Below are 26517 nucleotides of genomic sequence, written 5' to 3'. Positions count from 1 at the left end.
CCTAGTCTGTGACGCGTACACCTTGAACAATCACATTAACTTCTGTTACGTGAATGCCAAGTAATGCGTCAAGATTATATCTCACTTTTCCTTGAACTGATTTTGAAATTTCTGATAATTTTGTGCCGTATTGTGCTACCAAGTAAACATCAACGCTCACACCGTTGTCTTCTTGATGCACCACAACACCTTTGGCGTAATTTTCACGATTCAAGATTTGGTTCATCCCATCACGAAAAGCGGCTTTTGAGGCCATGCCGACAACACCTGGATTTTCAATCGCTGAGCCACCCACGATCGTTGCAATGACATCATTTTCAATTGTGATGTCACCATTTTTAGCCTTAATTTTAATCGCCATAATTCATCGAACACGGCCAGTAACCACAATGCCTATTGCCATCGCGTTGACCGCGCATTTCCTCCTTAAAGGTTTACTGCTACTATTTTAACATATCTCAACGCGAAACGTTTTCTTAGCAGTTATACCACATAAAAAAACCACCTAAATGGTGGTCGTTTTATGTCAGCCGTACTTGAATAATCAACCCAAAACGACTGTCATCGTTTTGTCGATTATACGCGTTCGATTGAACCGTTCTTCAATCCGGCCTTCAAAGTACGCGCTGTTAAATAAACTTTCTTTGCAGGCGCACCATTAATCTTAACAGTCACTTTTTGCAAATTTGGCTTCCAGCTACGACGACTTGAGTTCAACGCGTGTGAACGTTGGTTACCAAAGCGTGTGCGTGCGCCTGTAATAGCATCTTTTGCCATGTTCGACCCTCCTTTTCGAGCCAATGATTTAAAAAAGCTCTTTCTACAACAATAGTAAATTTTACCAGGTTTTCGCAACTATGGCAAGTTATTTCGTATATTTCGCTAAAACATTTGCTAATTGGTCTTTTGTGTGGAAACCAGTCAAACGTTCAACCACTTCCCCATCCTTTTGAACAAGCAATGTTGGAATCGCGCGGATACCAAATTCAGCAGGTGTTTCAGGATTTTCATCGACATCCATTTTTACAAATTCCACGTTGTCGACTTCATCAGATAACGCTTCTAATACGGGTGATTGCATCCGACATGGACCACACCAAGTTGCCCAAAAATCAGTAATTGTCACACCATTGGCGGTTGCCGCCTTAAAATCTGCATCTGAAATTGCTTTTACAGTCATTACTATTCCTCCTTAGTACCTGACAATCAAAAAAACATTAATCTTTTGATTGTGTCACCATAACAATACCAGTTTTGAAGCTGATATGCACAATATCTGCTTTAAATTCGTTAGATGACCACATTTTAGCCACATTATCGGTCAGTGATAACGGATACTTTGCGTCAATAATTTGAAAATCTTTGACGTCATTTAGCGGCATAAAACCAAGATACTTCGTCCCTGGTATTTGATGCACTTCCTTCTCACCAGGCTTCACATAACTCACCACATTCAAGCGATCAATAAATTGGGTTTTTTCGACAATCGCGTCAAAAACGGGGTTCGCCATCAACCATAAATTACTCAATAAATGGTCGACACGCCCACCCGTTGCCCCAAATACTTTGATTTGGTCTGGTTGCTGTCTTTGGGCGTATAGCAGTGCTAATTCCGTATCCGTTTCATCTTTTTCTGCTTGCACATGCATAATTTCATTGGCTTGCAAATGCGCTTGCAACGTCGCCAATTCAGCGTCTGTCAGCGAATCAAAGTCGCCAACCGCCATCATCATCGGGAGGCCACGTTCATATAAACGCCAAGCACCGCGATCCGCCCCAATCCATAAGCCTGGTTCTTGAAAGAGATCATCCGGCCAAAGTTCAGTTGGCGCGCCAGCTAAAATGTTAATTTGCATTATTTTGTCAAGGCTTTCAAACGGGCAATTTTGGCAGCTGGATCCACTTTATCATAAACATAAGAACCTGCAACAAAAACATTAGCCCCTGCTTCATAGGCCGCCACAACGGTTTCATCGTTGATACCACCATCAACTTGGATATCAAAGTCATAACCTAATTCATCACGCACTGCACGCAATTGGGCAATCTTTTCAAGTGTTGATGGCAAGAACTTTTGTCCCCCAAAACCTGGGTTTACAGTCATGACCAATACTTGATCAACCATATCCAAAACTGGTTCAATGGCTAGAACGGGTGTTCCTGGGTTAATGACAACTTCAGCCTTAACGCCCTTGTTCTTAATCATTTGTAGGGCACGGTGAATGTGTGGTGTTGCTTCAACATGCACCCCGATGATATCGGCACCGGCATCGGCAAATTCATCAACGATTTTTTCGGGATTCGTCACCATCAAATGTACATCTAAGACCATATCAGTCTCTGGACGGAGTTGCTTGACCCAGTTTGGTCCGTAAGAGATTGATGGCACAAAGTTACCATCCATGACGTCAATGTGTAAATATTCAGCACCCGCTGCTTCAACGAGCTTAACATCACGTTCCAAATTGGTATAGTCTGCGCTTAAAATTGATGGCGCAATAATTCCTGACATGCTTAATTCCTTCTTCCTAAAAGTTTCGATTATCTGTATTATATCTTGGCTTTTGCGCCTTAATCAGGTCGTAGAATGCCTTATAACTATTATACCGTGATTCCGCAATCGCGCCAATAGACACCGCTGCCTTCACGGCACACCCTGGTTCATTCAAATGGCGGCACCCACGGAAACGACAATCCTGTCGATAAGCGACAAATTCTGGGAAATAATTGTCGAGTTCATCAGCTGGAAAATCAAACACTTCATAGGATGAAAAACCTGGTGTGTCCGCAATTAAGGCGTCATCAACTTGAATTAACGTCACTTGACGCGTCGTATGTTTACCACGACTCAATGCTTTAGACACCTCACCTGTTGCCAAACCAAGTTCTGGTGACAAATGATTAAGTAGCGTTGATTTCCCAGCCCCTGTTTGCCCCATAAAGACGGCCACACGATGCGACAATGCTTGTTGCAATGCTGCAAAGGCCACATCTTCTGCGCCTGGTTGCGGCAAAATCACCGTGTAACCAATTTTGCGATACGTCTCAGCAACTGCCATCGCTTGCTCAAATTCAGCCGATGACAATAAATCGTACTTAGAAAAATAAATCAATGGTGTGACATTTGCGGCTTCCAAGGCAACCAACTGGCGATCCAGCAAGTTCGGTGCAAAATTAGGCTCCTTCAATGCCGTCACAATAACAGCCACATCAATATTGGCCACTGGTGGCCGTACTAAGGCATTTTCACGTGGATGAATCTTCCAGATCAATCCCTCATCGTTTTCACTCTCAAAGTCGACAAAATCGCCCACCAGTGGTTTTTGTCCTGACTTACGGAATTCACCACGGGCACGCGTCCGTTCAACTGTCCCATCACTTGTTTGTATATCATAATAACCGCTTAACGAGCGGATAATTCGTCCTGTTTTCATAATGTTATTGTAACAAAAAAGCCGACCGTAATCGACTTGAATTTACTTCACCATCAGGCAAAGCGGTTATTTAGATGAGGCACTCGCACTACTGCTTGAAGTGCTACTTGATGAACTACTACTTGAGCTACTTGAACTGCTTGTACTACTGCTTGAGGCGCTGCTTGTATCTTGTGGCCCTTGTGAAATCGTCACTAACAAAACCATATCCTTGGTAATACTTGAACCACCTCGAATTGATTGACTGATCACATAATCTTTTTTCGTGTCCCCATCAAACTGGGTGTTAAAATTAACCACGATACTGTGCTGAGTTGCCCAATCTTGTACTTGTTGCTGGGTTGCCTTACCCGTGAAATCCGGCACAACAATCTTGACTGCACCAGTTGACACTGTAAAGACAACCGATGTTTGGGTTGGATCCACTTTGCCATTGGCATCAATTGACTGGGCAATAATCTTCCCAGCTGGCACATCATCTGATGGGATGCCTTCTTTCGTGATGGCATAGCCTTGGGCACGTAATTGCGCTGACGTCAAACTATAGTCAGTTCCAACATAGTCACCAAAACGCACCTTGGCGCGACCAGAAGACACAATCAAATTAATCGTATCGCCCTTGGTTGCTGCGGTTCCTGATGTTGGTGTTGTGCGCACCACATGACCTTCTGCAATGCTTTTAGACGTGGTCGAACTGACACTGCCAACTGTCAAACCTGCTCGCTTTAAGCGACTCGTAGCGACATCTTGACTCAAATTTGTCACATCAGGCACGGTCACCTTACTTGATTGATAATTTAAAAAGAAAATCCCAGCAATCGCCAAGACAAGTAAGCCCAGCACCACCCACGGCCATTTATGCGCCTTACGAAATTTAATCCCGTTATCTTTCAAAACGTGCCGAACATACGATGGTGTCCGGTCAACAATTTTGGCAATGTTTTTGATCGCGTAACCTTTTTTACCATATTCAATGATTGTATCGGTCACCGACGGTTCTTCCGGTGCTTCTTCTGGGAAAATTTTATCTGACGACACCCCTGTTTTGAGTTGGTCTTGAATTTGTGCCATCGGAATAATGCGCGTATCATCAGACGTTTCCGACATTGGCGCAAAGCGTTCTTCATCCGCACGACGTGCTGACAAGACTGAACTCAAGTCATCCGCCATCGCCGCTGCACTCATATAACGATCTTGTGGGCGTTTCGCCGTTGCCTTTAAAATCACGTTTTCCAAGGCTTGAGGAATTCGTGGGTCAAAGTCACGCACGGAGGGCATTTCCGCCGTTGCATGCTTCATCGCCACTGCAACCGGTGTGTCACCTTCATAAGGAACTTGCTTCGTGAGCATCTCATAAAGCATCACGCCCAACGCATAAATATCTGACTTAGCCGAGGCAAAGCCACCACGCGTTTGTTCAGGCGATAAATAATGGACTGAGCCGATAACCGTGTTAGTTTGCGTCAGTTCTTGCGATGACTTCGCCACAGCAATACCAAAATCCGTAATCTTCACGTCACCTTGTCGGTCAATTAAAATATTTTGGGGCTTCAAATCACGGTGAATAATATCAGCATCATGGGCAGCTTGTACGGCACTTAAAATTTGTAGCATAATATCAACAACTTGTTGATAAGGGATTGGGAAATTTTCGGCAATGAATGTTTTTAAATCCATGCCATCCACATATTCCATCACCAAATACTGCGTGCCTTCATATTCACCAGTGTCATAAATCTGCACAATATTTTGATGCACTAGTTCAGTTGCCGCAATCGCTTCGCGCTTAAAACGTTCGACCAGATCAGTGTTGTTTTTCATATCCAGACGCATCATTTTAAGGGTCACGTCGCGGTCTAAAAATTCGTCGTGCGCCAAATAAACATTGGCCATACCACCACCACCAAGTGATTTGATGATTCTATAACGGTTGTCTATCACTGTATCTGGTAACATATCTACTTTGTATCCTCTTCATTATCACGACTTACTAATAATGCCGTCACATTATCTGGGGCGCCATTACGATTTGCAGCCGAAATTAATTCATAAGCTCGCATATCAAGTGTTGTCGCTTGTTGCATAATGTCCGTCATCGTCCCGACATCAAGCACTTTGGTAATGCCATCAGAGGTTAAAAATAACATATCATTTGCGACAAATGGATATTGCGCAATCTCAATATCCGCACGGTCATCGACCCCAAGATAACGGGTCACACTATTAGCTTGCGCCAGGCGCTCAGCTTCTGCTTGACTCATAGTCCCTGCACGCACTAATTCATTCTTCAAGTTATGATCACAGGAAATTTGCGTGAGTACCTGATCATGAAGTAAAAATGCTTTGGAATCGCCCAGATTGCCGAGCACGATTTGATCATCAAAAATGACCGCAATCACCAAGGTTGTTGCCATCTGCTTCAAATCTTCAAAACGTTGACCCGCAGCTAATATGGCTTGATTCTCTTGGTGCGTCGTTTCTTTTAGCCAATCAATCGTTGACTTCATGGTTTCAATTGTTGTTGTTTCCCAGGCATGTCCAAAATGTTCAACAGCCATCGCACTGGCGACCTCACCCCCACGAGTCGAGGTCACACCGTCAGCGACCATAACCATTAAACGACCGGCTTGATTGGTAAAGCCGCCAACATAGTCCTGATTTTCCTGGCGTTTGACACCAGAATCTGTATGAAATGCTACTTGCATAGGTTTATTTTTCTATCACATGCTATTTGCGTATTAGGCGTTTGTGCCTGATTTCTTCTTCAGCGTTGCCACGAAGAAACCATCAGTATGGTAATCGTTTGGATAGATATGCAGCACCGCTTCTTGTCGATCGGCTTTTAGATCATGCGCTGTTTGCGTTTTCACTAATTCGAACTCCGGATGCTTGGCTAGGAATTGCGCAATCACATCGTCATTTTCTTGACGTAAAATTGTGCAAGTGCTGTACACTATCATACCATTTTCAGCCACATTTTGGCTAACTGAATCCAGAATTTCGCCCTGCAAACGCGCTAAATGCTGAACATCTTCAAGGGTTTTGTCGTAACGAATCTCAGGCTTGCGGCGCAATAAACCAAAGCCAGAACAAGGGGCATCGACTAAGATACGGTCAAACTTGGTTGCCACTTCAGTCGGCACTTTTCGTGCATCTAAGACTTGTGTGGCAATGCGGTCTGCCACTTGCAAACGCGTTGCATTTTGTTCAATGAGTTTAATTTTATGTGGATGCACATCAAGGGCCAAAATTTGAGCATCATCAGCCACTAAGGCCGCAATTTGTGTTGTTTTCCCGCCAGGCGCTGCCGCGGCGTCCAAAACATTTTTGACTGTTGGCGTTAAGTGCATGCTTTCAACTGGTAACATGGCACTTTCATCTTGTAGTGTTAACCAGCCTTTTTGATAAGCCGTTGAACTTGCGACATGCCCACCAGACACAATGTACGCATGATCCGCAACTTGTGATGGTGTCGCGGTCATATTTTCGGCCGCTAATGACGCCACCACTTCTTCATCAGTTGCCAGCACTGTGTTAACACGCACTGATTGCATGGGCGCATCATTAATTGTGGCCACGAGGGCGCGCGTCGCAGCTTCACCATTTTGGGCTACCAATTCATTAATCAACCAAATTGGTAAGCTCGCTTCAACGGACAAGCGCGCAATCGGATCAGCAATTGCCGCTGTATCCGGCAAGCCTTGGCGACTAATATTGTGCAAAATCGCCGTGACAAATTTAGCCGTGCCCACATGTCCCAAAATTTTAGCGACTTCAATGGATTCATTAAAAATCGCGTGTTGGGGAATTTTGTTCAAATATTGCATTTGAAAAAGCGCTGTATACAATAATTCGCGCACCCATGGGTTAAGTTTTTTATCCCCGACAAATGGGGCTAACCAATACTCAAAAGTCAATCGGTGTTGAATCACACCATAGACCAACGTTGTTAACAACCGTTTATCCGCTTCACCGAGCTGATGTTGTTTGATCACCTGATTTAATTGTAAGTTGGAATAAGCGCCATTCTTAATTTTAGCCAGCGTTTGAACGGCTAAAACACGTGGGTTATTGCTATAAACACGTTTATCACTCATGAATTGGTTCCTCTGCCCATAAATCACCGCTCGTCAATTGACTCCCTGCGCCATTCAAATACGCTTGGCTTGACATCACAGATTTTCCGGCTGGTTGTAATTGATCAATACGCAAAACGGAGTGATCAGCTGCTGCAATGGTTAACATCTTTTTAGTACGTGTGACCACATGCCCTGGTGTGACATCAGTTGTCTCTGACAGTGGTGTGACTTGAATTAACTTCACACGTTGACCAGCTACCTGAACATAGGCAGGATGTGTTGGATAAAGACCGCGAATGTGCCAATCCAACTGTTGCGCTGTTTCTTGGGTAAAGTTTAAGTTTTGTTGGTCACGGGTAATATTTGGCGAGATACTTACCGCCGCTTCGTCTTGTGGGACGGGCGCAATCTCGCCAGCCGCAATTTTAGGTAAGGTTGCCAGCAGCAAGTCGCGCCCAGCCAAACTGAGCTTGTCAAACATTGTACCAACATTATCTTGAGCTGTAATCGGTACTTTGACCACGTCAATGACATCCCCAGCATCCATTTGCTTGACCATATACATAATTGACACACCAGTTTCCGTGTCACCATTCATAATCGCATAATGCACGGGTGCCCCACCACGATATTTTGGTAATAATGAGGCGTGGGTATTAACCGCCGCGATTTGGGCGGCGTCTAGGAGTGCCGTTGGCAAAAACTGACCAAACGCAGCCGTAATGATGAAGTCCGGCGCTAAAGCCACGATTTGAGCCATTTCATCAGAGCCATTCATCTTTTCAGGTTGCAAAACTGGCAAACCATGCGCCTGTGCCGCCACCTTCACTGGACTTGGTGTCAGCACCCGTTTACGCCCTTGCGGGCGATCTGGTTGCGTAACCACGGCCTGCACATCGTATTGTGGATCTGCAATTAATGCTTCTAAAATTGGTACGGCAAAGGTTGGCGTACCCATGAATACAACGGAGTAAGTCATATTTGTTCTCTTTTCTTATCTAAATATCACGTCAACTCACCTGTTAACGTCGTGCTATCTTATTTGTCTAACCAAGATAGCTTGTTACACGAAAAAATACTCGTTATAACGAGTATTTTGATGTCCAATAGTCATTATAACATAAATTCTGTAACGTATTTGTCACATAAACGAGACTGGGTCGCGATCAATGCTCAACTGCAACCCGTCTTTGACCTTTTGCGCACGATGCTGTAATTCATCGAGCAAACTGTCCACACTATCACGTTTTTTTAATTTAAGAATAATTTGGAAGTAATATCGATTGCGGAGCTTGGCAATCGGCTTAGGCGATGGGCCGAGGATAATCACATCGTCGCCAACGCGGCGTCGCAGCCATTTCGCAATTTGAAACATTTGCTTAGCCGTTTCATTTTCGTCGCTGTGGCTGGCTTGAATTTGCACGGTGTAATAATACGGCGCATAATTGCCGGCATGACGTACCGCCATCTCTTGGCGATAAAACCCTTCGTAATCATGTTGCTGGGCATACGTAATGGCATAGTGCTGCGGATTAAATGTCTGCACAATCACTTCACCCGCTTTTTGACCACGTCCCGCCCGACCACTGACTTGCGTGAGCAGTTGGAAGGTGCGTTCACTAGCATGAAAGTCAGGTAGCCCTAAAGCCGTATCGGCATTCAACACCCCAACCAAGGTCACATCAGGAAAATCTAACCCTTTGGCAATCATCTGAGTCCCCAGTAAAATATCGGCTTCGTGTGCCCCGAATTGTTGGAGCATGCGATCCATGCTCCCTTTCCGACGGGTCGTATCTTGATCCATGCGTAACACGCGTGCTTCCGGTAAAATTTCTGCTAATTCAGCCGCTACCTTTTCCGTTCCTGTGCCGTAATAGCGAATACGTTGTGAACCGCAACTTGGACAACGTTGTGGAATCGCTTCTTCATGCCCGCAATAATGACATTTCAGGGTATGTGAGTCCATATGCAGTGTCATGGCCAAATTACAATTAGGGTCGCGCGGCACATAGCCACAGTCGCGACACATGACAAAGCTTGAAAATCCGCGTTTGTTCAGCATCAGCACTGATTGCTCACCACGCGCCAAACGATCCTTTAATTTTTCAAGTAATGGCGCTGAAAAATTGGTCTCCGGCCCATCGGCAAGCATGGTCTTCATGTCAACAATCGTAACGGGTGGTAAACTGGCCCCACCCGCACGCTGCGTCAGTTGCAAATGTTGATAAACCCCGCGCTGGGCACGGGCTCGACTTTCTAATGATGGCGTTGCTGAACCCAAAATCACCGGAATTTGATGATATTTGCCGCGCCACAGCGCAACATCACGCGCATGGTAGCGTGGGTTATCTGTTTGCTTATACGTTGTTTCGTGTTCCTCATCAACAATAATCAAACCGAGATTAGTCAATGGCGCAAAAACTGCAGACCGTGCCCCGACCACGATTTTCACATCGCCACGTTCAATACGGCGCCATTCATCATAACGTTCCCCATCAGACAAGCCAGAATGGAGCACGGCTGTCTGCGCCCCAAAACGCGACTTCACACGGCGCACCATTTGTGGGGTTAGCGCAATTTCTGGGACTAAAAATAATACGGTTTGGCCTTTATCAAACACATGCTGGGCCGCCTGGAGATAAACTTCTGTTTTCCCAGAACCGGTAATCCCTTCTAGCAAAAATGGCTGGTATTGTCCAGTATCAGCTGCTGAGGTGATTTGGTCAAAAGCGGTTTGTTGTTCCGCATTAAGATGTAATGGTTGTGACGGCGCAATTGTCATCGCTGCAAATGGATCCCGCAATTGTTCAACTTGCTGCTTGGTCAACCATTGTGCTTGAACAGCTTGATTGAGTGTTGCGGCACTCACAGCCAATTGTTCTTGCAAGTCTTTTTTCAACCACGTTTCGCCTAAATGTCCCAAAATAAACTGGAGTAAGGTTGCTTTTTTCTTGGCCGTACGCGGTAATTCAGCATATGCCGTTTCTAACAGGTCTACATCATCACTTAATCGATAAGCCAACTGTGTTTTAACTTTTGCGCGATTACTAACGGTGATTGATTGTTCAATGCGATGCGTCCGCCGTAGCTGTGCAAATTTTGCAATGTCGTCATGAGACCAGTCACTAGCACGAAAGGTCATTTGGTCCAGTCCGCGAAACAAGCGATCCCGAACATCATCATCGACCTCATCAACCAACGTCAAAACCCGATCATAACTGGCTTTTAAGGCGTTTGGTAGCATGGTTTGTAACACCGAGATTCTAAAGGCGAAAGTTTCTTGCGCTAAATCACTGGAAAGCGTGAGTAGTTCCGTATTGAGCACTGGTGTTAAGTCTAGTATCTGCGCAATTGGTCGCAGATTAGCCACTGTCTCTGGCGGCGTCTCTTGAAGCGCCACCACAAAGCCCATCACGTTGCGCGCCCCAAAAGGCACATCGACTCGCATACCTGGTTGTAGCGTGTCCTGCATGGCTTCTGGGATCAAATACGTGTAGGGTTGATTCGTTTGCATTGTGGGCACATCCACAATGATTTGTGCATAACGTTGATTTGTCATACTTTAATTGTATCAGACGTGGCAAATCTCTGGCAGGCTCCTGCCTAATAAAAAAACCAACAATCATGTTGGTTTTTACATCGTGATATGTGATTCAATCCATGACCAAACTTGGTCTTTACCGTACTTCGTTTCTGATGAGAAGAATAAGAAATCACTATCTTCTTCGTCAAATCCTAACGTGCGCTTAATATTGGCTTCGTATTTGTTAAACTTACTTTTTGAAATTTTATCGGCCTTTGTTGCCACAACCAAAATCGGAATATTATAGTAATGCAACCACTCATACATCGCAATATCATCCGCACTCGGATCATGGCGGGCATCCACTAAGCTAATCACACCACGCAATTGCTTACGTGACGTGATATATTCTTCAATCATCTGACCAAAAGCTTCACGTTGCTTCTTGGACACTTTGGCATAGCCGTACCCAGGCACGTCAACGAAATACAGTTGGTCTTCGACATTATAAAAATTAAGCGTTTGCGTCTTACCTGGCTGTGACGAAGTGCGGGCAAAATTTTTACGCTGAATCAACGTATTTGTCAAAGATGACTTACCGACATTTGAGCGACCAACTAAAGCAATTTCCGGCTTCCCATCCGTTGGGTATTGGGCGGCTGATACCGCACTCATGACCATTTCAACATTGTGTACATCCATGATTAGTCCACCTTCTTCAAATGCAATTCTGGTTGCGCGCCATCCAACACTGAGGCCTTGGTAATGACAACTTTTGCCACATCGTCACGACTTGGAATATCAAACATCACATCTTTCATAACGTTTTCAATAATTGAACGCAACCCACGTGCACCAGTGTGGCGCTTAATAGCCAATTCAGCCATCGCTTCTAACGCATCTGGTTGGAATTCTAGCGCCACATCATCTAAGCCCAAAAGTGCCTGATATTGCTTAATCAAGGCGTTTTTTGGTTCTGTCAAAATGCGCACCAAATCAGACACCGTCAATTCATCCAAAACCGTCACAATTGGCAAGCGACCAATAAATTCTGGAATCAAACCAAACTTGATTAAGTCTTCTGGTTGCACATATTTGAGAACATTGTCATCGTCCAACGCTGCGGCATTTTCATTAGCATGCGAGCCAAAGCCAATCACACGTTCACCCAAACGTTCCTTGATAATCGTATCAATTCCAGCAAACGCCCCACCAACAATAAACAAAATGTTGGTTGTATCGACTTGAATCAACTCTTGTTGCGGATGCTTACGCCCACCTTGAGGTGGCACACTGGCAATCGTGCCTTCAAGCATCTTTAGCAAAGCCTGTTGCACCCCTTCACCTGACACATCACGCGTAATCGACACGTTTTCTGACTTTTTGGCAATCTTGTCAATTTCATCCACGTAAATGATACCACGTTGAGCAGCCTCAATATCAAAGTTAGCCGCCTGGAGCAACTTCAAAATAATATTTTCAACGTCTTCACCGACATAACCGGCTTCCGTCAAAGTTGTGGCATCCGCAATAGCGAATGGGACGTTCAAAATGCGCGCCAAACTTTGGGCCAAATACGTCTTTCCTGAACCAGTTGGCCCAATCAAAGCAATATTTGACTTTTGCAATTCAACATCAGTCGTGGGCGCAAAGTGTTCATTAATGCGCTTATAGTGATTATAAACCGCCACGGCCAATGTCTTCTTCGCATCTTCTTGACCAATAACATAATCATTTAATTGTGCCACAATTTCATGTGGGGTAGGCAATGACAAAGCGGTAACTGCTTGTTCAACCGTCAATTCTTCATTGATAATATTTTGTGCTAAAGCCACGCATTCATTACAAATATAAATACCGTTTGGCCCAGCGACAATATTGTTGACTTCACTCGCAGATTTGCCACAAAAACTACAATAAATTTCTTCTTCAAAACCTGGTGTCTGCGCCATATTTTTTTCCTTTAAATATAATCGTTCAAAACAATTTTTAACCAATTGTCAATACTATCTATTTTAACAGATTAGTCGTGACAGCATGGCTTAAATCCATAGACTTTTAGCTCGCCTTGTCAACGCGACAAAATAAAAAAGCCCTACGGGCTTTTTTAAAGGCTTACTTTGCCTTTGCAGAGTCAGTAATCTTCTTGATTACTTCACGCATTGCAATGTCATGCTTCAACAATGAATCTGACAATGTGGCACGGATTTGTGCTGGATCCATGTTGTATTGTGCAGCCAAGTTGTTCACTTCTTCAGTGATTTGTTCTTCAGTTGGGTCGATACCTTCAGCCTTCACAATGGCTTCAAGTACCAAGTTTGTCTTGACACGTGTTGCAGCACCTTCTTCGAATTGCTTGTGCAAGTCATCTTCAGTTTGACCTGAGATTTGGAAGAACATGTCACGTGAAATGCCTTGTTGTTGCAATTGACCCAAGTATTGGTCGATTTGACGATGAACGTCTTCTTCGATCATTGCTTCAGGAATTTCATCGCCATCAACTGATGCGTTTTCAACAGCCTTTGTGATGACAGCATCTTCAAAGGCAGCTTGTGCAGCTTCAGCCTTTTGTTCTGACAACTTTTGACGTGTCTTTTCCTTCAATTCAGCCAATGTTTCAACTTCTTCGTCAACATCCTTGGCGAATTCGTCATCCAATTCAGGCAATTCCTTACGCTTCAATTCGTGAATCTTCACTTCAAACAAAGCGTCCTTACCAGCTAAGTCAGCAGCTTGATATTCTTCTGGGAATGTCACATGAACATCCACTTCTTCACCAGCTGTGTGACCAACCAATTGGTCTTCAAAGCCAGGAATGAATTGACCTGAACCCAAAGTCAAGGCGAAGTCGTTAGCTTGGCCACCAGCAAAGTGGTCGCCATCAACTGAGCCATCAAAGTCGATCACAACTGTGTCGCCGTTTTCAGCCTTAACGTCAGCTTCTTGCAAAACAAGTTCAGCTTGACCTTCTTGCAAACGCTTGATTTCAGCATCCACATCAGCATCTGAAACTTCTGTGTCGGCTGCTTCAACTTCAAGGTTCAAGTAGTCACCCAACTCGATAGCAGGCGCAGTTGTCACTTCAGCCTTCAATTGCCAAGCTTCACTCTTGTTCATTGAAACGGGTTCGATGTTTGGACGACCAACTGGTGTAATACCAGCTTCTTCAATGGCAGCTTCATAAGCAGCTGGCAAGATAATGTCCATTGCTTCTTGATACAAAGCTTCTTCACCAAACTTTGAGAAGAACAATGCCTTTGTTACCTTACCCTTACGGAAACCAGGGACTGAAACTTGGTTCTTGTTGCGTTGGAAAGCTTGTTCCAAACCTTCTTCAACTTGTGCGCGTGAAATTTCAAATTCTAATGTGCCTTGGTTCTTTTGATCCGCAGCTGGTGTCCAGTTAGACATGATACGTCCTCCAAATGTTTTAAATACTTATTAATTTTAGCTTAAAAACCAGTAAATCACAACATTTTTGTCTGATTTCTAGAAACTGCGACATAAACAACGGCCGCAAAAATCATCGTGAGCCAATTTGAGCCAACCGTTTGGACAACAACCGGTACCTGTTGTAACACAAAGTAACACCCCATACTCAAAGCCCACACAATATAAGCACGGAGATTGAAGCCACCCGTATACCAATAAGTTTTCCCTTGATTAAAGGCCGTTCGGTCGTAATTTTGCTTTTGAACAATGAAGAAGTCCGCCAATAAAATGGCAATTTCAGGTCCCAAAACCATCCCAATTAAATCTAAGAACCAGATAAATGTCTCAATGAAACCACCGACAATAAATGGAATAAAACTCATCAGTGTTGCCACAATGGTGACTAACCATAGACTTGGGGTGAGTTTTAATTTAGGCACAATATTGTTTAGCGCCGATCCAGCCGCCATTAAGTTAACCGCATTAGCTGTCGTTGAGGTCAACATGATGACGATTAAAGCCAAAGCACCAAGCCCAAGTTTAGCAGCTACCGTTGATGGATCTGAGCTATTGGGATCAAACACTTGCGTCCAAACAGCGGCCGCAATGGTCGTCATCGACCCAACAATAGCAAACCAATACAACCCAATCGTTGCGCCCAAAAATGGGGCCGTTGTTGCCGCTGATTTTTTATCAGCAAAGCGCGTGAAGTCAGCACCCGCCGTCACCCAAGCCAAGTTAAAGGCAGCAAAGACATCTAAGGCTTTCCCAAATGGCAAATGGGCAGCTGACGGCGCCGTCCAAGTCATAATTTTTGACAAAGGTACTTCTTGTAACACCACAACAGTTTCCCAAATCACGAGTAAGATGACCAACACCATCCCCACCCGTTCAATCAAACGAACTGAGCGCTGTCCCAACGAAATCGAAATCAAGTGCAACACGCCCATCACCGCTACCCCAATGAGCATCCCTTTCAACCCACCTGGCTTAAAGTGTGCGGTACCAAACATGTTGCTCAGCAAATAGCTCACAGAAATGGCAGCAATGTAAGTATTAACAGCTGCCCACCCCATAAACTGAATCACATTAATCAACGATGGCCCAATTGATCCTCGTAAACCAAAGGCCGGCCGCATCAAATTCATCGTTGAGGCGCGCATTTTGTAGCCCATGTAGCCCACTAACGCCAAAAAAAGATAAGCTAGCGGCCCTGAAATTAAAATCACGCCAAGTGCTCCAGCAAAACCTAACGCTGCTAAAACACCGCCCATATACCAGGTGCCATTATTGGCATTAGCCCCAATCCACGTTGCCAATTGATCCCAAAAACCCATTTGTGCCACATGTTGTTCTGCCTTATTCCCTGCCCGTTGCGCTACCATACTCGCCTCCATTACATTGCATTTTAGTCTTTATCATATCAAAATCTGAACAGACGATGTTGTCTTTTTTGGCATAAAAAAAACCAACAGGGTTGGTTTACTCTAAATGTTTGATATTGAAACCTGTTCTTTCTTGAATGGCATCTAAGGCTTGTAAGTAACGCGCATAGTAACCATACGGGTCATCACTATCCCCTTTGGCATCCAGTAAGACCACTTTATCCATAAAGCCATACTCATCAATAACGCGCATCAATGCGTGGTGGAACGCCCAACGTGAGGCTTCGTCTGCTGTTGACATATTACGAAAACCATCATCAACGTAAGGTGTGACTGGTGGAATGACCAAAATCAAATCAATTTGTTCTTCACTAATCGTATTATCAAACAACGGTTGCAGCTGCGCCCGATCGGCCTCGTCCAACCACATGTCAGCATATACTTTAGTCACCATCGCATCCGTATCAAAAATCGTTAACCCGTTATTGGCCGGCGAATTGATTTCACGCGAATTCGCATCATATTGGCCTTGAATCAGCCGAATATAATCCTTCACAATTAACTCATCATCGCTCACATTTGATCGTTCTTGATATTCTCGGGCGTATTCCTCTGAAAACGGTGAATTACTCGTCCGCGCCAGACGGCGAACCAAAGTTGATTTACCGGTTGAGGCCGACCCCATAACCGTCACTTTTTTGGTAAAATGCCGACGGAAAACACGGTTAATATAATCCCAGTTGGTAATCGGATCCTTACGAATTTCTGTCGCTGAAATTTTTAAAACAGTACGATCCATCAAACTGACTTTAAATTGACCAGTTTGGGGTAAGCGCTTTTCCAGTTCTACTTTATAATCTGGTTCACCCGTATAGAAAGTAATCTTAGCGTCTTGATTCACAATATTACGCTTCACTGTGGCCACTAAAGTGCGCGTCCATTCATCCCAGCCATCAGGCATTTGGGGCATATTGTCTTCATTAATGTAATCAATTTTAATGTCTGATTCATCACTAAAAGCTTCACGTAAATAACGAAATCTTTTTTCAACGGGTAAGCCCATCTGATCACCACGATCACCAGTATAACCCGACGCAATCACCACCACGCCATCATTCAATGCCGCAGCCTTATAGATTTCTGCTTGATGACCCACGTGCATCGGTGCCAAAGTACCAAAAAAAACGCCGATATTATCGCCCTCAAGATCATCCTTATAAAGATTTCCTGCAAAAGTCCTCATACTCTTTAACGTGACACGCTGTTGTTCAGTAACCGAAACGAATTAGCGTCCCACCCTCACTTTCTTTTCTGTCAATCTAGTACCTCATGGCACAACATGCAATACTTGTCATCAATTATAACAAGTTCCCTGCAACACGCCAACTGCCCCAAGATGTCATGCCTAAGATACTTGTTGGCTTAGGTTAGACGTCACGTTGTTGCGCTTTAAACCACGTCTGTGCCGCTTGGAGTTCCGCATTTGTAAGATTGTGTGAACCGTCAGTTTGAAAAATTGACAGATCTGCCCCTGCCTGATGTAAATTATCACGCATGGCGGCAAAGTTTTGTGGCGAAATCAACGGATCCTGGGTGCCATAACTCAAAAATATTGGTGTGCCGTCTAAATTTTGTGGTGCGGTAATCGCAGCGACTTGCATGGCATGTAATGCCATCACCTGTTGAAACGGGACTTGTGGCTGCGTTAACAAGGCATGGACTGCAATGTTAGCGCCATTAGAAAATCCAACAGCAGTCATATCGGCAACATTTAACCGATACCGTTCAGCCAAACCAGTAATTGCCGCCACAAGCCATTGCGTTTCCTCAGCCAAAGAGACTAAATCAAATACGCCAACGGTTTGTCGTTTGAAATAGCGATAATAACCATTTTCAACAACTCGGCCACGAATCGCTAAAATGGGATGATCCGGTGCCAAAAACTGGGCCACTTCAATTAAGGTCGTTTCATCCCCACCTGTCCCATGTAATAACACAAGCGGCGAGCGGTGCCGGTCACCCGAAATAAATAAATGCCGCACTTGGTCCAAATCATATGGTGATAGTGGTTGGCTGTTCGTCATATTTTGTTCATGCATAAAGTTATCATCCTTGCGCTTGTCTGCAATCCACTCAGGATTTTGGTGAATTGAAATTCACCAAATGCGCTTCAATGTCAGCGCGCTGTGCTTCTAAAAATGGCGGTAATTCAAGATGAATACCGGCTGTCTCATAGGTTTCATCAATCAGAAAACCTGGCCCATTTGTGGCTAATTCAAACAAAATGCCTGGCATTGGTCGGAAATATTCAGATTTAAAATAGAAACGATCAACCAGTCCAGAATCATGCATCCCCAATTGTTGCAGGCGATCAATCCAATATTTTAACGCGGCGTCATCATCAACTGTAAACGCCAAATGGTGCACACTCCCATAACCTTGCGTCCCACTTGGAATAATGCGCGATAATTGGGTAATTACTTGGGCGCCGTATCCTCCATTATCAAATTCATACAACGTATTATTGCCTGAAGTCGTAATTTTTTGTGCTGTCATGATTTTGGTTAACACAATGGTCATCGCTTGGTCATCGTCAACAGTTACAAACGCCGGCCCCAAACCGACAATGGCATGTTCTGGCGCCACAGTTGCCTGTTGCCAAGGTTGGTGGGCCTTGGTAACGGGATTTTGTCGTGGATTGGTCTCATCAGCAATCAGCGCATAGCGTTGGCCATCAAAATCATAGAAATTAAGATAAGTGGCTCCAAAAAGGGTCACAGTTTGGTCATCATAGCGAATGCCAAACTGCGTAAACCGCGCCCGCCAATAGTCAAATGATGCCAGAGTTGGTACACGAAAAGTCGTGCGTGAAATTTCATTCGTCCCAAAAGTCGCTTTTTGAAGCCCTGCAAAATCAAAGAACGTCAAAATACTCCCTGCTTCGCCTTGATCATCTGAAAAATATAAGTGATAGGTATGGACGTCATCTTGGTTAACAGTTTTTTTAATTAAATGTAACCCCAGTTGATTGGTAAAAAAATCCCAAATTTTAGGTGCACTGCTGGTAATGGCTGTGACATGATGAATGCCGCGAATTGTTGTTCCCATAGGTATGCCCTACTTTCATAATCGTTATAGGCCTAACTATACAGGAAAAAAGACCCATCGCAAGTAATATGCTTACTTTTTGTAAGTTTATAACCAATATGTTTTTAGCCACTAAAAAAGTACGTCAGTAATCACTGACGTACTTCGGTTACTTAATCTAAATTCGTAATTTCAGCAATGGCTTGCGCATAAATGGCAATTGAACGATACAAATCATCCAATAGCGCAAATTCATTAACTTGGTGCATCGTATCCGGTGAATCAGGGAACAAGGCCCCAAACGCCACACCACGTGCCATCAAGCGGCCATAAGTCCCACCACCAATCACTTGGTCATGGGCTGGCAAACCAGTTTGATCATGATAAACACGTAGCAATGTTTCAACAATTGGATCAGTTGGCGCAACATAGTGTGGTACTTGCGCGTGACCACCAATGGTTGGTGTCACATCCCAACCATTGAGTTGTGTGGCAAGACCAGCCACAATTTCATCAGGCGTGATGCCCTTTGGATAACGGAAGTTAAAGTTAATGAAGGCTTCTTGTCCAGCCACAAACTTTTGAATCCCAACGTTCATTGACAATGGCCCCATGACATCATCCGTATAGTTCACACCAAACTTTTCACCAATTGTGTCTTGATGAGCTGGTGTCCCTAGATATGTCAAGAATGACTTGGCTGTGCCACCAAAGTCAAAGTTTTGCAAGAAGTTGGCCAAATAAGTACCGGCATTTTCACCTGTTTCAGGCATTGCCCCGTGCACTTGCTTACCATTCACGACAAACTTAATGTCATCACCATCAGATTCAGCACTACCAGAAATTTGTGGGTTAGCTGCCAAAAAGTCTTGGAAAGCGGCAACCATAGCTTCAGCTTGTGCTGTGACGACAGTCGCACGCGCAATACCAGGTACCATATTTGTCCGCAAACCTGCTTCAAAGGCCACTAACTTCACTGAGCCACCATTTGTCGCTTCGTCCTTGATCAAAACTTGGACATTACCCTTTTCACCATTGATAATTGGGAATTCGGCATCTGGTGAGAAACCAAAGACTGGGGCTGGTTCCACTTCAAAGTAACGTGTCATGCCTGTCCAGTCATTTTCTTCATCTGTCCCAAAGATCAAACGCACACGGCGCTTCAAAGGTACTTTCAAATCAGACAAAATCTTGAACGCATAATAAGCAGCCATTCCTGGTCCCTTATCATCTGAGGCGCCACGCGCAATGATTTTATCATCAGTGACAACTGGTACGAATGGGTCTGTTTCCCAACCTTCCCCAGCCGGCATCACGTCGACGTGCGACAAAATTGCCACATATTCGTCAGCGTCTTTTGGCCCAATTTCAATGTAACCCACTAGGTTATCAATGTTTTTGGTTGTGAAACCGTCGCGTTCAGCGATCGCTAACATCTTCAAAAGGGCATCTTTTGGTCCAGGACCAAGTGGTGCTTCTGGTGTTGCCTTTGAATCATCACGCACAGATTCAACCGCCAACAAATCTTTTAAGTCTGTTATAAAATCATCTTGGCGTAGAGCCGTCTCGTGTTTCCAATCGATTGTCATGAGTTTAAAAACCTTTCAGTATGATATACCTTATTATACTATTGTCAATGATTATAGCAAATTATTGATAGTTTCTGCATAGAAGCGTCATTGTTTTTTAATAAATATTTATTGCGCCAATAATTGTCGTCCCTGATACCGCGTTTGTAAATGGCTGTTAAATCATTTAAAATGAAGGCAGTATGATTAGGCCAACGCGTCGATTTTGTTGGCCTAACACACGATTAGTCGGTTCATTCATGGTTGTTTTAGTTTAACGAACAGCATTGAAAATCCAACAACGCGTCTGATCAGGGAGAAATTATGAAGAAATCAATTTTATACACAACCATCTTTGCGATTATTTTAATGTTCGTATCACTTGTCAGTTGGATTTTGAAAGAAGATACCCTCGCGATCCTCACGGCTAATTTCGGCTTAGTGCTGTTAGCTGTCATGACGTTATGGGAAAATCGCAAAGATTTAACCCGCTAAGACAACCTTCATCTGTTTTTAACTGACAAAATTAAAACAATGAGGATTTGATTGTGAAGTCACTTACGGAAAAAATTTTAACACAAGTCATTACCAAGCGACCACCACACACTTATAAAGGAAGCTTTGGGCGTGTACTCATCATTGGTGGTACCGTGCAATATGGGGGCGCCGTGATTATGAATGCGTTGGGCGCAGTTAATGCTGGGGCTGGTTTGGTCACCGTTGCCACCGATCCGGTTAATTTCACAGCCATTCATAGCCAACTACCTGAAGCAATGGTCGTTGATTTCAATGCAGACTTAACGGCCTTAATTCAGCAACACGACGTGATCTTAATTGGTTCTGGTTTAGGTGATCGTTTCGATATTTTGCAAGCTACATTTGCCGCCATCTATCCAAAACACATCTTAATCGTTGACGGTTCTGCTTTGACCCTGGTCGCCCAACACCACTTACCTTGGCCAAATTCACAACTCGTCATCACCCCACACCAAATGGAATGGCAACGTCTCAGTGGTGTTTCGATTCTACAACAAGCCTTTGAAGCTTTTAACGTGCTAGCTTGTGGAAAATTCAATGTGCGGCCTATTCTGGTGCTTAAACAGTTCCATACGCAAATCTATACACCGACAGATATTTACGAACTTACCATCGGTGGGCCACATCAAGCTGTGGGTGGGATGGGTGATACCCTAGCTGGTATTATTGCTGGCTTTGCGGCCCAATTTTTTGCAGTATCGCTCGCTGGTGCCGTCTTAGCCGCCGTGTACACTCACTCCGCCATTGCTGATGAACTCGCAGAAACGCACTATATTACACGACCCACAGCAATTAGTGACGCACTGCCTCGTTTCATGAAAAAATACGCTAATTAAGCCACAAAGGAACCCATCATGCACTTTATCTCTTGGAATATTGATTCAATTAATGCTGCCATCGAGCACAAATCAGCCCGTGGTGAAATGACTTGGGACGTGCTGCAAAATATTGCCGCCCAACAACCTGACGTTTTTGCCATTCAGGAAACAAAACTCAAAGCCACTGGTCTCACTAAAAAGCAGGCCACAGTGTTAGCTGAACTTTTTCCCGACTATCAAATTTATGTCAACGCCAGTGACGCGCGCTCTGGCTATTCAGGCACCATGATTCTGACACGTTTGACACCACTTGCTGTGACTTATCCAACCATTGGGGCGCCAGGTGAGATGGATCTTGAGGGTCGGATTATCACCTTGGAATTTGAGGACTTTTTTGTCTCAACCGTTTACACGCCAAATTCTGGTTCTGCCTTAGCGCGCCTCGCTGATCGTGGTGCTTGGGACGATGCTTATCGCGCCTACATCTCATCACTAGATGCCCAAAAACCTGTGATTTTTAGTGGCGATATGAACGTCGCGCATCAAGAAATTGATTTGAAAAATCCCAAAACGAATCATAAGTCTGCTGGCTTTACCGATCAAGAACGTGAAAAGTTCACTGCGCTCTTGTCTGCTGGTTTCACTGATACCATGCGTGCCCAAAATCCAGATACCCCTGGTATTTATACTTGGTGGGCCCAAATTAGTAAAACCAGTAAAATTAATAATTCTGGTTGGCGGATCGATTACTACCTCGTCAGTGATCGCATTGCAGATAAAGTGACAGAAACAGCCGTGATTGACACGGGTCTGCGTCAAGATCACGCCCCTATCTCATTAAAAATGGCTTTCTAATCAAAATGACCTCACCGGCTTGGTGAGGTCATTTATTTTTAACAAAAGGTTTGAGACTAGCTGTCCCAAAATGTTGGTCTTGATAAATTAAAATTTGCGCGGCTGCGACAGCATCATCCAGCGCATTGTGATGATGATCTAACGTAATCCCCAGATTTTCAGCCACCGTGTTGAGCTTATGGTTACGGAAGTGCGGAAAAAGTTGCCGACTGCTACGCACAGTGTCTAACAACATATAGTCCGGTGCTTCAATCCCGTAATACGCCAATGTTCCCTGCAACACCCCATGGTCAAACGGCGCGTTATGGGCCACAACAAGTTTGTCTTCGGTAAATAGTGGCGCCACCTGCGCCCAAATTTCTGGAAACTTTGGCGCCTGCGCAACATCTTGTTCACGAATACCATGAATAGCGGTGTTGCGTGCACTAAAGTAAGTTTCTGGTTGAATCAAACTATAAAACTCATCCACTACCTCGTTTTGCCGAACAACGGCCAGAGCCATCGATACGGCAGAGTGTTTTTCATGATTCGCTGTTTCAAAATCCATTGCAACAAAATTCATCGTGTCCTCCTATTTAAACCAAGTCCTTGACCATACGTTGCAATTGCGTGGCCCGCCCATTGGGTAACACGATAGCGACTGGTTCATCAACGGCTTGAAAACCAAACTTTTGATAAATATGTTGGGCGGGGTAATTATCTTGTTGCACATCTAACCAGACCTGATCTAAGCCAACGTGTTCAGCCCAATCAAGTAAGGCTGTTAAAAGACTTTGGCCTAAACCAGCCCCGTGAAATTGTGCCAAAATCGCCATGCCGACTTCACCGTTTTCAATCGAGCCAATACCCACCGGTAAATTCAGCGCCCCTTGTTCAGCAATGAGTAACAACGTAATGGCCGGCCCGTCACTGACTTCGGGGATCACATTCCCATCACGGACACTCGTCACCAAAAACGTATCCGTTTCCGTCATCAACTGGTGAATGAGGGCCTGCCATTCAGCCGCACGTTCTAAGCTAGCCTCAGCTAGCTCAAAGGCAATCGGTTGAGTCAAATCAAATGTCATAGTTGTGCCTCAATCTTTTCCGCTGTGCCTAAACCGTGAACTTGAATTGTCCGCACATCATCGTCATCACCACGCAAAAAGTTAAGGACAAGCCGATCATTTGGGAGTAAATCAGCCATGAATTGCGGCCACTCAATCAGGGTTACCCCATCCGTGCCGACATAATCTTCAAAACCTTGATCTTGCGCTCCTGTCTCTTCTAAGCGATAAGCATCAAAATGATAAATTGGAAAGTCGCGGGCCGCATAGGTATTCATAATATTAAAAGTGGGGCTTTTCACGCGTGCGCGCACGCCAAGTTCACGCGCAAATCCTTGCGTAAAGGTGGTCTTACCGGCCCCTAAATCACCTTGCAAGGTAATCACTAAACCAGGATAAGCGAGCTTGGCTAAACGTGCTGCAAACTGTTGGGTTTCGTTTGAATTGTTTGTCAAAATTTCTGTCATGTTTCTATTATATCACGGCTTTTACGAGATATTTTTTCTACGATAAGGCCCCTGTTTTTTTGCTATAATGGGTTTAATAATTTTAAAGGAAATCACCATGATTTATCCAGACGATTCACTGACTCTACATACCGATCTGTATCAGATCAACATGATTTATACCTATTGGCAAGCGGGCATTGCGCAACAGCCCGTCGTTTTTGAAGCTTATTTTAGAAACCGGCCGTTTAATAACGGCTACGTGCTCTTTGCTGGTTTGGCACATGCCGTTAATTATCTGGAAAACCTGACCTTTACCACTAGCGATATTGATTATTTGCGTCATTTGTCACTTTATCCAGAAGACTTCCTAACTTATCTAGCTGATTGGCGCTTAACGGCTACAATTCGAGCACCACATGAAGGTGAAGTGATGTTTGCTCAAGAACCGTTACTGCAAGTTGAAGGGCCCTTGGTCGATGCGCAATTACTCGAAACTGCCCTCCTCAACATGATTAACTTTCAAACGTTAATTGCCACCAAAGCAGCTCGTGTTCGAACAGCCGCTGGGCAAGACCCGCTGATGGAATTTGGCACACGACGCGCCCAAGAACTTGATGCGGCCCTTTGGGGTACCCGAGCAGCGTTTATCGGTGGCTTTAACGCCACTTCCAATGTACGCGCAGGGAAATTATTTGATCTACCAGTCGCTGGTACCCATGCCCATGCGTTAGTACAAGCCTATCAAGATGACTATACGGCCTTTAAAGCGTATGCTAACACCCATCACGATATCGTCTTCCTCGTTGACACTTTTGACACCCTCAACTCTGGTGTGCCAAATGCCATTAAGGTGGCTAAAGAATTTGGCGACCGGATTAACTTCCAGGGCGTCCGCATTGATTCTGGCGACATGGTAACCCTATCTCAAGCTATTCGCCAACAGCTAGATGCCGCTGGTTTCTCATCAGCCAAAATATATGCTTCTAATGATTTAGATGAGTACACCATTACTGCATTAAAAGCTCGTGGGGCACAAATCGATGTTTGGGGTGTGGGGACGAAACTGATCACCGCTTATGACCAACCCGCATTAGGCGCGGTTTACAAAATGGTCAATATTGCTGGTCAAAATACGATTAAGCTCTCTGATGATCGCGATAAAATTTCTACGCCTGGTAAAAAGCAAATTTGGCGGACGCGTACTGGTGATGTCTTAACTTTTGCGGACGAAGCACATGACGGCACCCCACTGCTCCAAGATATTTTTGTTGCTGGTCAGCGTGTTTATACGCTACCAAGTTTGGCTGATAGTCAAGCCTACGCCAAGCAGCGTCTGGCAGCAATCGACCCACAGTTCAAGCGGTTAGACCAACCAGCAACCTATCCGGTTACCCTATCCCCAGCACTTGCTGCAGCCAAAAACGCCGCCATTCATGCGGTCCAGCACAATCTTCAGGAGAAGTAATATGCGTCCCTTACAAGCCAAAATCATTGCCGATTTACACGTTCAACCAACCATTGACCCCGCACTTGAAGTGCGACGTTCTGTGGATTTTTTAAAAAATTATTTGTTACAAAATCCACAATATGCGAGCTATGTGATTGCCGTCTCCGGTGGCCAAGATTCAACCCTTGCTGGTAAACTCGCGCGTCTGGCAACACAAGAACTGACTACGGAAACCGGTCAAACCTACCAACTCATTGCAATTAGACAACCTTATGGTCAGCAATTAGATGAGCCAGATGCTTTAGCAGCTTTAGCCTTTATCGATGCTGATCGCGTGATCACAACCAATATTAAAGCAGCAACTGATGCCATGACTTTGGCACTTCGTGACAGTGGTTTGGTAGTTGATGACCTGAGTCGTGGGTCAATCAAGCCTAAGATGCGGATGATTGCCCAATATGCAGTTGCCCGCGAATATCAGGGCGTGGTGATTGGGACGGATCATGCGGCTGAAGCTTTTGCTGGTTTCTTTACTAAGTACGGTGATGGTGGCACCGACATCAATCCCCTTTGGCGTTTGAATAAGCGCCAAGGTCGCGCGATGTTACAAGCATTAGCGGCACCAGCGGCACTCTATGAAAAAGTACCAACGGCTGATTTGGAAGATGATCGCCCACAGTTACCAGATGAAGTCGCACTCGGCGTTTCTTATGACGTTATCGATGACTATCTTGAAGGCCAAACCGTTCCTACTACACTTGCCGAAAAAATTGAAGCCTTATATTTGGCTAGTGCGCATAAACGCCACGAACCCGTCACAATTTATGACACGTGGTTCTACTAAACGCCGTACAACA

General features: G+C 44.6%; 27 protein-coding genes. 5 read left to right on the top strand and 22 right to left on the bottom strand.

Features of this window, described 5'->3' with window-relative positions; translation table 11 throughout:
* Position 1 precedes the first annotated feature (1 nt).
* From A9176_RS05040 to pepV, 19 genes are all read right to left on the bottom strand, one after another.
* Positions 2 to 361: an Asp23/Gls24 family envelope stress response protein gene (locus A9176_RS05040; RefSeq protein ID WP_010001977.1), complete on the bottom strand. Its 360-nt coding sequence runs from the start codon at positions 359 to 361 to the stop codon at positions 2 to 4.
* 215 nt (positions 362 to 576) lie between these two features.
* Complete coding sequence (rpmB, locus tag A9176_RS05035) at positions 577 to 777, bottom strand: 50S ribosomal protein L28 (protein WP_010001978.1); 201 nt, start codon at positions 775 to 777, stop codon at positions 577 to 579.
* Positions 778 to 865: 88 nt separating this feature from the next.
* Positions 866 to 1180 carry a thioredoxin gene (gene trxA, locus A9176_RS05030; protein WP_010001979.1) on the bottom strand — a complete coding sequence of 105 codons (315 nt, stop codon included), beginning with the start codon at positions 1178 to 1180 and terminating at the stop codon, positions 866 to 868.
* Between the two features lie 37 nt (positions 1181 to 1217).
* Positions 1218 to 1856 (bottom strand): thiamine diphosphokinase, encoded by a 639-nt coding sequence (locus tag A9176_RS05025; RefSeq protein WP_029509112.1) that lies wholly within the window; start codon positions 1854 to 1856, stop codon positions 1218 to 1220.
* A complete protein-coding gene (gene rpe / locus A9176_RS05020; protein ID WP_029509111.1) occupies positions 1856 to 2512 on the bottom strand; it encodes a ribulose-phosphate 3-epimerase in 657 nt (218 codons plus the stop codon). The genes A9176_RS05025 and rpe overlap by 1 nt, the downstream gene beginning before the upstream one ends.
* 16 nt (positions 2513 to 2528) lie before the next feature.
* Positions 2529 to 3434: a ribosome small subunit-dependent GTPase A gene (gene rsgA / locus A9176_RS05015; protein ID WP_077282367.1), complete on the bottom strand. Its 906-nt coding sequence runs from the start codon at positions 3432 to 3434 to the stop codon at positions 2529 to 2531.
* A 66-nt stretch (positions 3435 to 3500) separates the two neighbouring features.
* Positions 3501 to 5390, bottom strand: a complete 1890-nt coding sequence (gene pknB, locus A9176_RS05010; protein ID WP_077282365.1) for a Stk1 family PASTA domain-containing Ser/Thr kinase — start codon at positions 5388 to 5390, stop codon at positions 3501 to 3503.
* 2 nt (positions 5391 to 5392) lie between these two features.
* Positions 5393 to 6139 carry a protein phosphatase 2C domain-containing protein gene (locus tag A9176_RS05005; protein WP_029509108.1) on the bottom strand — a complete coding sequence of 249 codons (747 nt, stop codon included), beginning with the start codon at positions 6137 to 6139 and terminating at the stop codon, positions 5393 to 5395.
* A gap of 33 nt (positions 6140 to 6172) precedes the next feature.
* Positions 6173 to 7531, bottom strand: a complete 1359-nt coding sequence (rsmB, locus tag A9176_RS05000) for a 16S rRNA (cytosine(967)-C(5))-methyltransferase RsmB (protein WP_077282363.1) — start codon at positions 7529 to 7531, stop codon at positions 6173 to 6175.
* Positions 7524 to 8492: a methionyl-tRNA formyltransferase gene (fmt, locus tag A9176_RS04995; protein ID WP_077282361.1), complete on the bottom strand. Its 969-nt coding sequence runs from the start codon at positions 8490 to 8492 to the stop codon at positions 7524 to 7526. The genes rsmB and fmt overlap by 8 nt, the downstream gene beginning before the upstream one ends.
* Before the next feature lie 162 nt (positions 8493 to 8654).
* A complete protein-coding gene (priA, locus tag A9176_RS04990) occupies positions 8655 to 11072 on the bottom strand; it encodes a primosomal protein N' (protein ID WP_077282359.1) in 2418 nt (805 codons plus the stop codon).
* Positions 11073 to 11147: 75 nt separating this feature from the next.
* Positions 11148 to 11738 (bottom strand): ribosome biogenesis GTP-binding protein YihA/YsxC, encoded by a 591-nt coding sequence (yihA, locus tag A9176_RS04985; protein ID WP_029509101.1) that lies wholly within the window; start codon positions 11736 to 11738, stop codon positions 11148 to 11150.
* A 2-nt stretch (positions 11739 to 11740) separates the two neighbouring features.
* Positions 11741 to 12988, bottom strand: a complete 1248-nt coding sequence (gene clpX / locus A9176_RS04980) for an ATP-dependent Clp protease ATP-binding subunit ClpX (RefSeq protein WP_077282357.1) — start codon at positions 12986 to 12988, stop codon at positions 11741 to 11743.
* A 163-nt stretch (positions 12989 to 13151) separates the two neighbouring features.
* Positions 13152 to 14447: a trigger factor gene (gene tig / locus A9176_RS04975; RefSeq protein WP_077282355.1), complete on the bottom strand. Its 1296-nt coding sequence runs from the start codon at positions 14445 to 14447 to the stop codon at positions 13152 to 13154.
* 56 nt (positions 14448 to 14503) lie between these two features.
* The gene (locus tag A9176_RS04970) at positions 14504 to 15853 is read right to left on the bottom strand and encodes a cytosine permease (RefSeq protein WP_010005598.1); all 1350 of its coding nucleotides are present in this window, start codon (positions 15851 to 15853) and stop codon (positions 14504 to 14506) included.
* A gap of 97 nt (positions 15854 to 15950) precedes the next feature.
* Complete coding sequence (locus tag A9176_RS04965; RefSeq protein ID WP_077282353.1) at positions 15951 to 17096, bottom strand: nicotinamide-nucleotide adenylyltransferase; 1146 nt, start codon at positions 17094 to 17096, stop codon at positions 15951 to 15953.
* A gap of 184 nt (positions 17097 to 17280) precedes the next feature.
* On the bottom strand, positions 17281 to 17952 hold the full coding sequence (locus A9176_RS04960; protein WP_242943199.1) for an alpha/beta hydrolase: 672 nt from the start codon (positions 17950 to 17952) through the stop codon (positions 17281 to 17283).
* 34 nt (positions 17953 to 17986) lie between these two features.
* On the bottom strand, positions 17987 to 18961 hold the full coding sequence (locus A9176_RS04955) for a ring-cleaving dioxygenase (RefSeq protein ID WP_077282351.1): 975 nt from the start codon (positions 18959 to 18961) through the stop codon (positions 17987 to 17989).
* Between the two features lie 152 nt (positions 18962 to 19113).
* Positions 19114 to 20529 carry a dipeptidase PepV gene (gene pepV / locus A9176_RS04950; RefSeq protein WP_029509092.1) on the bottom strand — a complete coding sequence of 472 codons (1416 nt, stop codon included), beginning with the start codon at positions 20527 to 20529 and terminating at the stop codon, positions 19114 to 19116.
* 303 nt (positions 20530 to 20832) lie between these two features.
* On the opposite strand from pepV, the gene A9176_RS08810 reads away from it, so the two are divergent.
* Genes A9176_RS08810 through A9176_RS04940 form a run of 3 tightly spaced genes read left to right on the top strand, consistent with a single transcriptional unit; the run spans position 20833 to position 22718 of the window.
* Positions 20833 to 21003, top strand: coding sequence for a hypothetical protein (locus A9176_RS08810; RefSeq protein ID WP_010005620.1), 171 nt, complete (start codon positions 20833 to 20835; stop codon positions 21001 to 21003).
* A gap of 53 nt (positions 21004 to 21056) precedes the next feature.
* Positions 21057 to 21881 carry an NAD(P)H-hydrate dehydratase gene (locus tag A9176_RS04945; protein ID WP_077282349.1) on the top strand — a complete coding sequence of 275 codons (825 nt, stop codon included), beginning with the start codon at positions 21057 to 21059 and terminating at the stop codon, positions 21879 to 21881.
* Positions 21882 to 21899: 18 nt separating this feature from the next.
* Positions 21900 to 22718: an exodeoxyribonuclease III gene (locus tag A9176_RS04940; RefSeq protein ID WP_077282347.1), complete on the top strand. Its 819-nt coding sequence runs from the start codon at positions 21900 to 21902 to the stop codon at positions 22716 to 22718.
* Between the two features lie 28 nt (positions 22719 to 22746).
* Here A9176_RS04940 and A9176_RS04935 read toward each other — a convergent pair whose 3' ends face one another.
* From A9176_RS04935 to tsaE, 3 genes are read right to left on the bottom strand one after another with little or no spacing between them, the layout of a single operon-like run.
* The gene (locus A9176_RS04935; RefSeq protein ID WP_077282345.1) at positions 22747 to 23280 is read right to left on the bottom strand and encodes a 3'-5' exonuclease; all 534 of its coding nucleotides are present in this window, start codon (positions 23278 to 23280) and stop codon (positions 22747 to 22749) included.
* 13 nt (positions 23281 to 23293) lie between these two features.
* Positions 23294 to 23785: a GNAT family N-acetyltransferase gene (locus A9176_RS04930; RefSeq protein WP_077282343.1), complete on the bottom strand. Its 492-nt coding sequence runs from the start codon at positions 23783 to 23785 to the stop codon at positions 23294 to 23296.
* The gene (gene tsaE / locus A9176_RS04925) at positions 23782 to 24231 is read right to left on the bottom strand and encodes a tRNA (adenosine(37)-N6)-threonylcarbamoyltransferase complex ATPase subunit type 1 TsaE (protein ID WP_010003477.1); all 450 of its coding nucleotides are present in this window, start codon (positions 24229 to 24231) and stop codon (positions 23782 to 23784) included. Before tsaE ends, A9176_RS04930 begins: the two co-directional genes overlap by 4 nt.
* 97 nt (positions 24232 to 24328) lie before the next feature.
* On the opposite strand from tsaE, the gene pncB reads away from it, so the two are divergent.
* Positions 24329 to 25678 (top strand): nicotinate phosphoribosyltransferase, encoded by a 1350-nt coding sequence (gene pncB / locus A9176_RS04920; RefSeq protein ID WP_077282341.1) that lies wholly within the window; start codon positions 24329 to 24331, stop codon positions 25676 to 25678.
* A gap of 1 nt (position 25679) precedes the next feature.
* On the top strand, positions 25680 to 26504 hold the full coding sequence (gene nadE, locus A9176_RS04915; protein WP_077282339.1) for an ammonia-dependent NAD(+) synthetase: 825 nt from the start codon (positions 25680 to 25682) through the stop codon (positions 26502 to 26504).
* Positions 26505 to 26517 lie beyond the last annotated feature (13 nt).

It is taken from the genome of Leuconostoc garlicum, assembly GCF_001998805.1.
In the GTDB taxonomy this organism is placed as follows: domain Bacteria; phylum Bacillota; class Bacilli; order Lactobacillales; family Lactobacillaceae; genus Leuconostoc; species Leuconostoc lactis.
Note: the sequence above shows the minus strand (reverse complement) of the source record. Positions and strands in the feature narration are given on the sequence as shown.